Source organism: uncultured Chitinophaga sp. (genome assembly GCF_937898475.1).
Classification (GTDB): Bacteria; Bacteroidota; Bacteroidia; order Chitinophagales; family Chitinophagaceae; genus Chitinophaga.
Genome location: NZ_CALEJS010000035.1, coordinates 1 through 12,168, shown reverse-complemented (window position 1 = coordinate 12,168; position 12,168 = coordinate 1). Strand labels below are relative to the sequence as shown.

Genomic DNA, 12,168 nt, shown 5'->3' with positions numbered 1-12,168 from the left:
TATTATTTTAGCCGGCAATATTCAGCTATGAGAACCATCTTTATGATCGCCGGCGTACTGCTGTTCTTTGCCGCCTGCAGGCAGGCGGGAACACCGCCCGTTGTTATATCCCTTAACTACACCCAGGAAGATATCCAGAAACAATTTGATACCCTGTATGACCACCAGCAAACGGCTGCCGGGGTGTATAAAGGAATCACGGAACAGGCGCTGGCTACCTGTCACGATAGTGTTACCAATGCTGTTACCAGTGTGCAGAATGTATTCTCCAGCATGTACCTCAACCATCTCAGTGGTATCTATGACTGCGTTACCACCACTGTTTTCCAGTTCCGGGAGGGCAGCATCACGGCTACAGGTGTGTTTAAGCTCACACCCGGCGATACCATTGCACCCAATCACGACTTCCCTATTACAGGCGGATCGGGCGTTTATGCCAATGTTTACGGCACCTATACACGTAACTACAGCAATGGGGTGTACCGCGTAAAGCTGCAGTTTTACAAGCTGCCGTAAATAAATCCCGTAGCTTTAGGCAGCAAACTTTTATAAATGCCTACCGTACCCCTTGCAAGCGCTGCCGGTAAATGGATCATGGTGTCTGCCATCATGGCTTCTGCCATGGCGTTTATTGATAGTACCGCACTGAATGTGGTATTGCCCTCCATACAGCAAAGCCTGGGCGCCAGCGGGCCGGATCTTTTCTGGATACTGAATGCTTACCTGCTCATGCTTTCTTCACTGATGCTGATAGGCGGCGCCCTGGGTGATAAGCTGGGCCGTAAGAAAGTCTTTGTTACGGGCATCGTTATATTCATTGCAGGGTCAGCCGCCTGCGGACTTGCGCCCAATGTACTGCTGCTGATCCTTTTCCGCATGCTGCAGGGCATTGGCGGTGCATTGATGATCCCCGGAAGTCTTGCCCTGATCTCTTCTTCCATCAATGAAAACGAAAGGGGCAAAGCCATCGGCACCTGGTCTGCTTTTACTACAGTAGTTACCATCGGCGGCCCCGTGCTGGGCGGCGCCCTGGCGGATGCAGGGCACTGGCGTTTCATTTTCTTCATTAATATTCCCATTGGCATCATCGCTACCTGGATACTCTGGAAGAAGGTCAGCGAAACAAGGGACAACAGCGCAGACCATGCACTGGACTTTCCGGGTGCGCTGACCGTTATGTTTGGTCTGGCGCTTTTTACCTTTGGATTTCTGCGGATGCCTGCCGAAGGTTTGGATCACTGGCAGGTGTATGGCGCTTTGGGCGTGGGTTTGTTATTACTGATCGCTTTTGTGATGATAGAGAAGAGAAGCCCGCATCCGATGATGCCGCTGCAGCTTTTTGCCAACCGCAGCTTTAGCGGTGCGAACCTGCTGACGTTCTTTTTGTATGCAGGATTGGGCGCCGGTATGTTGTTCCTCTCACTGAACCTGGTGCAGGTGCAGGGTTACAGCCAGCTGCAATCCGGTCTTACCTTTCTGCCCTTTACGATTCTGATGGTGCTGCTGGCGCGTTTTGCAGGCAGCCTGGCAGATAAGACAGGTCCCAGGCCCTTACTCATTGCGGGTCCGGCGGTAGCAGGAGCGGGGCTGCTGCTCTTGTCCTTTGTTGGCCAGACCCGCGGGCCCGCGGATTATTATACCACCTTCCTGCCGGGTGTGATGGTGTTGGGCCTGGGGATGGCGTTTACCGTGGCGCCGCTTACCGCCACCGTGATGGGGGCTGTCAGTGAACATTACTCCGGTACCGCTTCCGGTATCAATAATGCGCTTTCCCGTATAGCCGGTGTGTTTGCAAACGCTATCTTCGGCGCTATGGCCGTGTTGTTCTTTACTGCTTCGCTGCAACGTGACCTGGCAGCTTTACCGGTTGACAGTAAAGCCAAGCAACAGGTAATGCAGCAGTCTGCCGAATTGGGGAACGCCACCGTACCCGCATCCATCCCTGCAGCAGACCAGCAGCAGATCCGGGCATTGTATCACAGCAGTTTTATTACCGCCTACAGCAGGATCATGCGCATAGCCGGTATACTGGGCTTTGCGGGCGCATTGATGTCGTGCATCTTTATCAGGAGCAATGCCGTTAAAAAGCCTCGCTGAAGATCGTCGCCATATCAACATCCGGTAAGCACGGTTAACCTCCTGTTTTTTTTCATTTCCTGTAGGGAATTTTGATGTACCTGCCTGTCCTTCTATGGACAGGAAAACCCAATTCCACGTAAAACCCTCATCTGTAAAATCAAAGAACATGAAAATTCCGGCTCTCCTCATGCTGGTGCTCGCATTTTCAGCTTGCGCAAAAAAGGAACTGAACGTTTCCGAAACAGCCGCTACCAATGACAGTACAGTAAGACAGGCAACTGTGGAGGCTGTACAGCCCACCAAGGCAGAAGCGCTGCTGGCCATGCAGTGCTATAACAATGCCTTCTATCACCAGTATGGCACCTATGGCCCCTCCTTCAAGGCCTACTATTATTCAGACGTGACCCACAGCGGCAGAACCGATTTCTGGAAGTCGGCAGAAGCCATTGAAACCATCATCGATGCGGTGCTGATCCACAACGATCCGGATCTGCGCAACAAGATGGTATACCTCTACAATGGTATGCGCGATGCCTATGGTTTACTCTGGAATGCCAACAGTTTCAACGACGATGTGATCTGGGGGGCACTGATGTGCATCCGCGCATTCCAGATCACCAATGACGGCGGTATGAAAGACATGGCCAGGAACAATTTCGACATGGTATGGGCACGCGCCTGGGATAACAACCTGGGCGGCGGTTTATGGTGGACCACGGCCAACACCTCCAAGAACGCCTGTGTAAATGCACCGGCGGCCATCTGTGCCATGTACCTCTACCAGGCTACCGGCGACGCAGGCTACCGCGATAAGGCAAAGATGATTGTAGACTGGATGGTCAGCAAACTGTATGTAGCGGGTACCGGTGAAGTAAGAGGCGCCATGAATGCGGCGGGCGTTATTACAGAAGGCGCGCGTACCTATACACAGGGTACTTTTATCGGCGCCTGTAGTATGCTGCATAATTACTATCCCTCCGCCAACTTCAAGGCAATGGCGGCCAAAGCGATGGACTATACGAAAAATGTGATGTGCAATGCGCAGGGGTTATTGCCCGATGAATATGATAATGAAGACTGCCAGGGCTTTAAATCCATCTTTGCGCGCTGGGCATGCCGCTTTGTAAAGGACCATGGCTACCAGGGCACTTATGCCTCCTGGCTGAACTACAATGCAGCAGAGGCATGGGCCTACCGCAATTCCAATGGGCTGATGTGGGGGCAGTGGTGGCACAGAACCCCGGACAATTATGTGAACAGTTTTGAAACTACCTGTGGCGTAGCCATGATGAACGGCGTATGGCTGTTCTGATGGCAGAGCCCGTTCAGGAACCCCGCGATAACAGCCGTTACGCTTAGCCGATTTCAGGAACAGCATTTGTATAACAGAAAGAAAACAAATGCTGCTTCCAATCGGTGATGATAACAGGGACAGAAAGCGTACCCCGCTGGTGAACTACAGCCTTATCGCGATCAATATCCTCGTATTTATCTTCTGGCAACACTATGGGCTGGATGTGCGCACCATGTTTGCCTACGCCACTGTTCCCGGCGAAATATTAACGGGCCAGGATATTGTTACCCCCGGCCAGGTGCTGGTAGACCCCTACACCGGCAATACGTTTGAGATGCCGGGGCTGCAGCCTACCGGTGTGCCGGTATACCTCACTTTGATCACTTCCATGTTCCTGCATGGGGGCTGGGCGCATTTGGGTGGCAATATGCTCTACCTCGCCATTTGTGGCGATAACCTGGAAGATGCGCTGGGGCACTGGAATTACCTCGTATTTTACCTGCTTTGCGGCTGCCTGGCGGGGCTTAGCCATGTTTTTGCCACCCTGCTGCTGGGGCAGAACCTCCTGATACCGAGTATGGGTGCTTCTGGTGCGATTTCTGCGGTACTGGGGGGCTATATTGTACTGTTTCCACGAAAACATATCTATATCTGGATGTTGTTTTTTATTATTGCTGTCCCGGCGCTGGTGGTGGTGGGTCTCTGGTTCGTATTCCAGGTGATCAACGGCTTTGGGGCGCTGGGCGGACAGGAAGCGGGCGGAGTGGCTTATGCGGCCCATATTGGCGGTTTCCTGTCCGGAATGCTGCTGGTAAGGAGGTTCGCAAGGAAATACCTGGCCCTCCGGTCAGGGGCCACCCGCCGGTATCGCTGAACTATTCGGCAAAGCGCATGTTTTATCATAGACAGACAGGATCAATTATGGAAGCAAAGAAAAGAACGAAAAGGCTTTATTCACTACCAAAAGTGTTGTGTACACTTTTGCTTTTTGCCGGTGGCAGCCAGCTGAACGCCCAGGACAATGCGCCTGGCGATACTTCCCTTTCGGGTAACCAGGCTAAACCCATACAAAAGGCCGCCCCCCAAAACTTAAACGACCAGTACGACGTGGGCGACCTGTTTAATGATGTACTGCATCCCAAAAGGGCAAAAGATACCCTGCGTAAGCGGTCGGCCATTACGGTGGTGCCCAATATAGCGGCCAACCCTACCATCGGTTTCCAGCTGGGTATTAAGGCGGTGGCCGGTAAGGTGCTGGGATCAAAGCCCAACACGTATATGTCTGTAGCAGCTACCTCTGCTTCCATTACCACCAAAAAGATCATTTATTTCTACATCAGCCACAATGTGTTTACGCCGGGCAACAAATGGAACTTCCAGGGCAGCCTGGTTGCGGCAAGATCTGTTACGCCCGATTTCGGGCTGGGGATGCGGCATACCTCCAGCAATGATGAAGCAGACAAGATACTGGCTAATACCGACCGTAAAGCGTATGTATGGAATTCGCAGTTTTACCGCTTCTTTGAAAAGGTATACCGGGAAGTAAGGCATAACCTCTTCCTGGGTGCGGGGCTGGGTTTTGACATCAGGAGGCAGGTATCGAATGTGCGGAAAGATTCTGCGCTTACGCCTTACCAGGTATACAACCGCCGCTTTGGCTTTGATGATGATCATTACCTGTCAAACGGTTTCCTTTTCAATGTACAGTATAATACGCGGGATAATCCCAACCGGGCTTACCGGGGCATTTACCTGGATGCAGGTTTCCGCGTGAACCAAACCTGGCTGGGCAGCTCGCGGAATGCCTTGCAGTTCACCTACGATTTCCGCAAATACCTCAGTCTTTCCACTCGTACCCCCGAGCACGTGATCGCGCTCTGGACCTGGGGATCTGCCGTACTGGCGGGAGAGATACCCCTGTTTGAGCTGCCGGGCGGCGGCAGGGATCCCAGCTTCCGCAGCGGGCGCGGGTATGTATCCGGCTATTACAAGGGCACCAGGTACCTGTATACCGAAGCGGAATACCGCTTTCCCATTACCCGCAACAAGCTGTTCAGCGGCGTTACCTTTGTGAACATGCAATCTGCCAACAATGAAGCAGGCACAAAGCTGCTGGAGGTATGGAAACCAGCCGCGGGTTTAGGCCTGCGCGTCCTGTTCAATAAAGCTACCCGCACTAACTTATGCCTGGATTACGCCTGGGGCGCAAACGGTTCTAAAGGATTCTTTTTAAATTTGAACGAGACTTTCTAAATCTATCCTGTAAAACATGAGTTATCTTACTTTTATACAAGCCGGAGAGGCTTTTAACAAGCTGAATGATCCGGCCTGCCGCTTTATTGACTGCAGCTATGCCCTGGCAGATAAAAGCTGGGGTGCTGCCGAATACAGGAAAAGCCACATCCCCGGGGCTTTATATGCCGACCTGCATGAAGATCTTGCGGGGCCGGTACAACCGGGAGCTTCCGGCCGCCATCCGCTGCCTGCAAAAGAAGACCTGGTAAAACTGTTTTCTTCCTATGGGATAGACGAAAATACCCAGGTAGTGGCCTATGACAGTACAACGGGCTTTATGGCGGCCGCCAGGTTATGGTGGCTGCTGAAATGGGCAGGGCATGATAAAGTGGCCGTGCTGGCGGGAGGAAAACCCGCCTGGCAGGCGCAGGGTTTCCCGCTGACATACGAGATCACCACACCTGCCCCCAAAACATTCAAAGCCAACTTCCGTGATGAGCTGCTGGCCAGCGCTGATGAGGTGCTTGCCCTGGACGCAAACAGCAGCTGCCTGATAGACTCCCGCACAGCAGACCGCTACGCCGGGCAGAATGAAACCATTGATCCGGTGGCAGGGCATATTCCCGGTGCTGTTTCAAAGCCTTTTAATGCCAACATCGACCCACAGGGTGAGATAGCGGATCCCGCCGCATTGAAGGAATATTTTGCAAAGGATTTTGAGAAAGGCAATACCGTGTTTTATTGCGGCTCCGGTGTGACGGCGGCGTTTAATATTCTGCTGGCCGTGCATGCAGGCTATCCTTTCCCTAAATTGTATGCCGGCTCGTGGAGTGAGTGGATCACTGATCCGAAACGCCCGGTGGCTTAAACCGGTGTGAATACCATGTATAAGTCATGTAGTACCGTAGTATACAGCTATCATTTACGTAGATGTTATCTCCCTATATAGATACATAACATCTACATAACATCTACGTAACATCTACATAACATCTACATAACATCTACATAACATCCTGGCCTCTGTAACGACTCTTTATCGGCCAGGTACTACCTAAAACTGTAGCAGATGAAGCAAACAGCATCTTTAAAATGGGCGGCAGGCGTATTATTGGCAGCAGCGATCCTTATGCTGACCTTATGGAAAATGCGGCCGCCTGCTTATGCCGCAACACCTGTTCCGCCGGATAATCGTCCCAATATCATCTTCATTCTTACAGACGACATGGGCTTCAGTGATATTAACTGTTTTGGCGGCCGTTTTGTTCCCACCCCCAATATAGACCGCCTGGCAAAGAAGGGGCGTAAATTCACCCGGTATTACAGTGCTGCGCCTATTTGTTCGCCTTCGAGGGCGGGGCTGCTCACCGGTATGTATCCCGCCAGGTGGAACTTCTCTACGTATCTCGATAACAGGAAGCATAACAGGAATGCGCAGCAGGCAGATTACCTTGATCCGGCTGCACCCTCCATCGCACGGTTCTTTAAGGATGCCGGCTATGCTACGGGGCATTTCGGTAAATGGCACCTGGGCGGTGGCAGGGATGTGAAAGATGCACCGGGTTTTGAGCAGTATGGTGTGGACGAACATGCCAGTACCTATGAAAGCCCGGACCCTGATCCTTTGATCACCGCTACCAACTGGATCTGGTCTGATAAAGATAGTATCAAGCGGTGGGACCGCACTAAATACTTTGTTGATAAAACGCTGGATTTCCTGCGCAGGCATAAAGGACAGTCGTGTTTCGTGAACCTCTGGCCGGATGATATGCATACTCCCTGGGTGCCCCGCGTGGAGCACGAATATACGGGTAAGTTCCCGATGAACCCTGAAGAGGAAGCGGCCTTTAAACTGGTGCTGCAGGAATATGATGTACAGATAGGCAGGTTGATGGAAGGACTGAAACAATTGGGCATAGAAAAGAACACCATCGTTATTTTTACCAGCGATAACGGGCCTTTGCCCAGCTTCAGGGGCAGCAGGGCCGCCGGCTTAAGAGGCACAAAATTGTCCTTATATGAGGGCGGTACACGTATGCCTTTCATTATCAGCTGGCCGGGACATATTAAAGCGGGAACCGCTGATACCTCCTCCCTTATCACCGGCGTTGATATGTTGCCCTCTCTGGCGGCGCTGGGGGGCGTTACATTGCCGGATGATTATCCGGGTGATGGAGCCGACAGGAGCGCTGTGCTGCTGGGAAAACCTGCCGCACGCACGCAGGATATGTACTGGGAATACGGGCGCAATAACATTGCTTTCAGGTATCCGCGGGGAAGGGATAAAAGTCCGAACCTGGCGCTGCGTTCCGGCGAATGGAAACTGCTGATGAACAGTGATGGAACAGACATCCAGCTATTCAACATCGTAAAGGATCAATACGAAACCACCAATGTGGCAGACCAGCAACCTGCTATTGCAACAACACTGAAAGATAAGCTGCTGGCATGGTGGGCGGCTATGCCCAGGCTACCTGCATCCGCAGATTAAGCCTGTTTTTTTATTTCGTACCATAACTCCACCATACCGCTTTTGTAGGCGTTTACCGCTTTGAGATGCAAGGGCAATTCCTGCCCCAGCTGCTCAAAGAAGGGCAGTCCGTCGCCCAGGATAACCGGTAAAACGGACAGCCTGATTTCATCTGCCATTCCGGCGCGGATAAAGCTTTTTGCAAGCTGTGCGCCACCCACCAGCCATACGTTATTATAACGCGGTTGCAGGCGTTCCTGCATCAGTTGCTGCAGGCTGTCCGGATAAAGTTCAACATTAGGCCTTTCAATGGGCAGCTGCCTGCTGCTCACAACAATGGTGGGCGTATCTCCATATGGCCATCCGTAGGTTTTGGAAAGTTCCAGCGCGTGTTCATAGGTGCGGGCGCCCATCACATAGCAATCTATGGACTGAAGGAATTGCGCGGCATCCGGAGCGCTCATACCTTTTTCGTAGTGATCGGCGGTATCAAACCAGGTAATGCTATTGTCTTTTTTAGCGATCATTCCATCAAGACTGGCTACCATGTGGATGGTGAGTGTAAAGGAAGCTGTTGCCATTTAGCAGGATGTTTGGTAAGCGATGCGTGGTAAAAGTAGTAAGATTCGCTTATATGGGGATAGATCAGCGGAAAGTCCGAAGTAAGCAGCGTATTTACACGCTGATGGCATTTGGAGTATTTTACCTCTGTTCCGGCCCTTTTATTTGCATTTACTTTGCGCTAACGATGACCCTGCCAACAGAAAACAATACCTAAGACAGGCCTTATCCTCTCTCACATTACCATTAAAACTAACAACTATGAGTAACCTGAACACCAGCGACAACCCTATTGCCAGCATCAGCAACAACCTCGGATTTGATGTAGACATCTACGATGTTTATAATAGTACCGGCGATCCTAACGGATTGTACACCTACACCAAACTGGGAACGGTGAAAGCCAATGCCCAGCTGGTACAGATACAGACCATTCACCGGGCCAGCCAGCTGCAGGCGATGCGCACCGGGACTGTTGATGCGTTGAATGAGCAATACTACTACCAGTTCCCGGTAAAAGTGATGGCAGTATCAATGCTGAAAGACGATAACACATTTATCATTACCACTGATGACCAGGAAGGGATGGAGCAGTCCTTTATGTTCATTAAATACGTAACGGCAAACCTTGACTCAAAAACGGCAAAGGCTTTTATCACCGCGCTGTCTGATGCCGACAACCAGGAAGCAGCGGTAAATGCTTTTTTTGCTGGTACCGGAAGCTTTAAGAAGTGCACGCTGATCACCTGGGTAGCGGTTACTGCCTGGCAGGTTCAGTTTTCCAGTGCCTGGCAGGGTAATTATTACCTGTATAGTGTGGTGGATGGGCCTGTTACTGCTACCAATAAACCTGAACTGATAGCCACGGTGTCTATCGTTTCCACCAAAGATCAGCAATCTGCGACGTTGAAACTGTCTGGTCAATCAGATCTGTCCACGTCATTGTCAATGGTGGGTGACGGCACCATACAGGAATCGAATCCGGGCGACGACACACTGTCTGTATCACTTACACCTACCTGGTTGAATGTCAGACAGCGGAATGATTCGTCCGGTAAGCCGGTGAAGTTCGTGCTCGGGAGTGCGCTTGCGGGAACCGTAGGAGGCGTTAAGGTAGCCGGCACACAACAAAAGCTGGATCTTCCAGACGGCAACTCCAGTTCATCTTCCTCTATGCGTAAATTTCAGCTGGCACAAGGTATTATAAACAGCACTTTCCAGTTGACGGGCATACTGTTATCAATAGCCATGTTTGCGATCATGACGGTACAATTGATTCGGGAAATATGGTGGAAGAAAAATAATGTGGTAAATAAAGCAGATGGCAATTCGCCTCAGTTCAAACAGGATGTGGAAAAGGAGCAGATAGCGCTTGACAATGATTTAAAGGAAGAGATGTCTGGTAATGAAATGCAGGCAATAAAAACTGCAGCCAATGATGCGGCAAGTACCAGTGGATCGGTATATGGCCAGTTGAACAATAGTGAAATGACAAGTGAGCTTTCTGGTGCAATACAGAAGGAAGAAGGCAAAATAGAAAATTTGTTGGAAAGAGGGCCCGCTTCTCCAGCGCTGGAACAAACGGAAGGTGAGCTTAACCAAGCAGAGATTTATCTCGATGCTGATGATCCGGCTAAAGGCAAAGAAGTGGTGGGGAAAGTAGAAAAAGATATTGACGGCATGCTGAAAAGGAATAAGTCAAAGTTACAGCAACAGGAAAAAGAAGTATTAGAAAATGCCGAAAACACACTAAGCGAAGAAACAGAAGAGATAGAAGCCGTAGAAGCAGCGGAGGAAGCTTTGCCCACCTGGCAGGGAAAATATTGGGGTCGCTGAATCCGTCTAACTGGTAAGAGGGGCGCGGGTTAACGGATCTTTCAAAAAAAATTTGGTAAAACTGTATCAATTACTATCTTTGCAACCCTTAACACGGATGCCCAGATGGCGAAATTGGTAGACGCACTGTGTTCAGGTCGCAGCGCTCGCAAGGGCGTGCTGGTTCGAATCCAGTTCTGGGCACACAATAGGCTTGTAAATCATTGATTTTCAAGCCTATTTTTATTTTAGGCCAGTCAGTTTTTACCGCTTTTTAACTGTTTTTCCCGCCATTGTTGACAGTTAAATGACAGACCTAATGACAGACCAAATTAAACGGAAGTTACCCCGGCTCCACTTCGCCGCTTCCGTATTCTCCATCCACTTTGCCGCATTACATTTTCGTGGCAGTTTGACACTGACTTCTATGCAGCATCGCTTCAATGCTGGCAGTTCCGCTGAAAAATTTAACATTACCAGTTACATCCACATTTTAACGCATTTTCTTACTGACAAAAATAGTAGCACACAGGCTTATACAAAATGGCAGTTTTCCTGGAAAACGGCCCAGGTATTGAATCCCTATTTTATCATCATTAAAATTGTGCGGCTATGAATTTTTTGAAAGTTCCTAATAAGAAAGGCGATAAGATCATTTTCTATCATGATTTTGGACGTGGCCCTGGGCAAAGACCTTCGACCGGCATTTTTATTTATAATAAGCCGAAAAACCAGATTGAGAAAAACCATAATAAGGAAGCCCTGGCGCTAATAGAGCTTAAAAAAAGTCAGCTTATCATTGAGCGGCAGGCTGTCGGAACAGGATTTATCCCTGCCCATAAGATTAAAGCAAACTTCATTGATTATTTTGAAGAGTATGTGAAGCTGAATAAACGTACAGGAAACCGCCACTTGGAAAATAGCTTAACCCAATTCAAAGCCTTTGTGGACTCAGATTTCATATCCCCGGTCGATATAACGGAGAACTTCTGCAAACGATTCCGGCAGTACTTATTAGATAAATACACCGGAGAAACACCTGCTAACTATTATGCCAGGTTTAAATGGGCGTTAAATGCCGCGACAAGAGACGGATACTACAGGATCAATCCTACGGAACAGATAGCCTCTAAATCAAACCCCAGTACCATACTGAAGGAAGTCCTGGAGGTAGACGAATATTTAATCCTCCTTAAAACACCTTGCCTGAACTTAGAAGTAAGGATGGCTTTTATCTTTAGCTGCTATACAGGGCTAAGGTGGATAGATGTGAAGAACTTAAAATGGTCGGACATTCGGGGGAATACACTTGTTACAAGGATCATTCAAAAGAAAACGGGCCAGCCGGTAACGCTTACCTTGCATCCAATCGCCAAAGCTATCCTGGATAGAAAAAAGCTGGCAATAACGGAGGCAGGAGTGAACACTGAAGATTGCTTTGTTTTCAGGCTGCCCTCCCAGGACGGTTGCAATAAGGTATTGAAACAGTGGATCGGCAAAACGAAGATCACTAAACATATTACCTGGTCATGCGCACGGTTGAGTTTCTCCATTCTTTTGCAGGATGCGCTTGTAGATGATGCAACCGTTGCTTACCTTTTGGGACACACCACTACAGATCAGGTGCGCAAAAACTATAAACGGCATAGGCCAAAAGATGAGACTGTAAAATAAACTGTGTCAAAGGTTAAAAAATTATGACCTTTAACACAGT

10 protein-coding genes and 1 tRNA gene are annotated in these 12,168 nt (G+C 49.8%); 10 read left to right on the top strand and 1 reads right to left on the bottom strand.

What is annotated here, in order from left to right; genetic code table 11:
- Positions 1-27 precede the first annotated feature (27 nt).
- From Q0577_RS21300 to Q0577_RS21270, 7 genes are all read left to right on the top strand, one after another.
- The gene (locus Q0577_RS21300; protein WP_298739961.1) at positions 28-516 is read left to right on the top strand and encodes a hypothetical protein; all 489 of its coding nucleotides are present in this window, start codon (positions 28-30) and stop codon (positions 514-516) included.
- A 36-nt stretch (positions 517-552) separates the two neighbouring features.
- Positions 553-2,097 carry an MFS transporter gene (locus Q0577_RS21295; RefSeq protein WP_298739958.1) on the top strand — a complete coding sequence of 515 codons (1,545 nt, stop codon included), beginning with the start codon at positions 553-555 and terminating at the stop codon, positions 2,095-2,097.
- Positions 2,098-2,245: 148 nt separating this feature from the next.
- Positions 2,246-3,391 (top strand): glycoside hydrolase family 76 protein, encoded by a 1,146-nt coding sequence (locus Q0577_RS21290; RefSeq protein ID WP_298739956.1) that lies wholly within the window; start codon positions 2,246-2,248, stop codon positions 3,389-3,391.
- Positions 3,392-3,479: 88 nt separating this feature from the next.
- Entirely contained in the window at positions 3,480-4,247 is a 768-nt protein-coding gene (locus tag Q0577_RS21285; RefSeq protein ID WP_298739954.1) for a rhomboid family intramembrane serine protease, read from the top strand.
- Positions 4,248-4,294: 47 nt separating this feature from the next.
- A complete protein-coding gene (locus Q0577_RS21280; RefSeq protein ID WP_298739952.1) occupies positions 4,295-5,626 on the top strand; it encodes a BamA/TamA family outer membrane protein in 1,332 nt (443 codons plus the stop codon).
- A 16-nt stretch (positions 5,627-5,642) separates the two neighbouring features.
- Positions 5,643-6,476 (top strand): sulfurtransferase, encoded by an 834-nt coding sequence (locus Q0577_RS21275; protein ID WP_298739950.1) that lies wholly within the window; start codon positions 5,643-5,645, stop codon positions 6,474-6,476.
- A 201-nt stretch (positions 6,477-6,677) separates the two neighbouring features.
- A complete protein-coding gene (locus Q0577_RS21270; protein WP_298739948.1) occupies positions 6,678-8,099 on the top strand; it encodes a sulfatase-like hydrolase/transferase in 1,422 nt (473 codons plus the stop codon).
- Here the strand turns inward: Q0577_RS21270 and Q0577_RS21265 are convergent.
- Complete coding sequence (locus Q0577_RS21265; protein ID WP_298739947.1) at positions 8,096-8,659, bottom strand: dihydrofolate reductase family protein; 564 nt, start codon at positions 8,657-8,659, stop codon at positions 8,096-8,098. The two genes, Q0577_RS21270 and Q0577_RS21265, sit on opposite strands and share 4 nt — an antisense overlap.
- A gap of 241 nt (positions 8,660-8,900) precedes the next feature.
- Between Q0577_RS21265 and Q0577_RS21260 the strand changes: the two genes are divergently transcribed.
- The 3 genes from Q0577_RS21260 to Q0577_RS21250 all read left to right on the top strand — a co-directional run bounded on the left by Q0577_RS21260 (position 8,901) and on the right by Q0577_RS21250 (position 12,128).
- Positions 8,901-10,475, top strand: coding sequence for a hypothetical protein (locus Q0577_RS21260; protein ID WP_298739945.1), 1,575 nt, complete (start codon positions 8,901-8,903; stop codon positions 10,473-10,475).
- A gap of 99 nt (positions 10,476-10,574) precedes the next feature.
- Positions 10,575-10,658 (top strand) — tRNA-Leu (locus Q0577_RS21255).
- A 408-nt stretch (positions 10,659-11,066) separates the two neighbouring features.
- Positions 11,067-12,128: a site-specific integrase gene (locus tag Q0577_RS21250; RefSeq protein WP_298739943.1), complete on the top strand. Its 1,062-nt coding sequence runs from the start codon at positions 11,067-11,069 to the stop codon at positions 12,126-12,128.
- Positions 12,129-12,168 lie beyond the last annotated feature (40 nt).

Coding starts and splice junctions, on each gene's coding strand:
- Q0577_RS21265 (WP_298739947.1), bottom strand. CDS start 8,659: ATGGCAACAGCTTCCTTTACACTCACCATCCACATGGTAGCCAGTCTT.
- Q0577_RS21270 (WP_298739948.1), top strand. CDS start 6,678: ATGAAGCAAACAGCATCTTTAAAATGGGCGGCAGGCGTATTATTGGCA.
- Q0577_RS21300 (WP_298739961.1), top strand. CDS start 28: ATGAGAACCATCTTTATGATCGCCGGCGTACTGCTGTTCTTTGCCGCC.
- Q0577_RS21290 (WP_298739956.1), top strand. CDS start 2,246: ATGAAAATTCCGGCTCTCCTCATGCTGGTGCTCGCATTTTCAGCTTGC.
- Q0577_RS21275 (WP_298739950.1), top strand. CDS start 5,643: ATGAGTTATCTTACTTTTATACAAGCCGGAGAGGCTTTTAACAAGCTG.
- Q0577_RS21260 (WP_298739945.1), top strand. CDS start 8,901: ATGAGTAACCTGAACACCAGCGACAACCCTATTGCCAGCATCAGCAAC.
- Q0577_RS21285 (WP_298739954.1), top strand. CDS start 3,480: ATGCTGCTTCCAATCGGTGATGATAACAGGGACAGAAAGCGTACCCCG.
- Q0577_RS21280 (WP_298739952.1), top strand. CDS start 4,295: ATGGAAGCAAAGAAAAGAACGAAAAGGCTTTATTCACTACCAAAAGTG.
- Q0577_RS21250 (WP_298739943.1), top strand. CDS start 11,067: ATGAATTTTTTGAAAGTTCCTAATAAGAAAGGCGATAAGATCATTTTC.
- Q0577_RS21295 (WP_298739958.1), top strand. CDS start 553: ATGCCTACCGTACCCCTTGCAAGCGCTGCCGGTAAATGGATCATGGTG.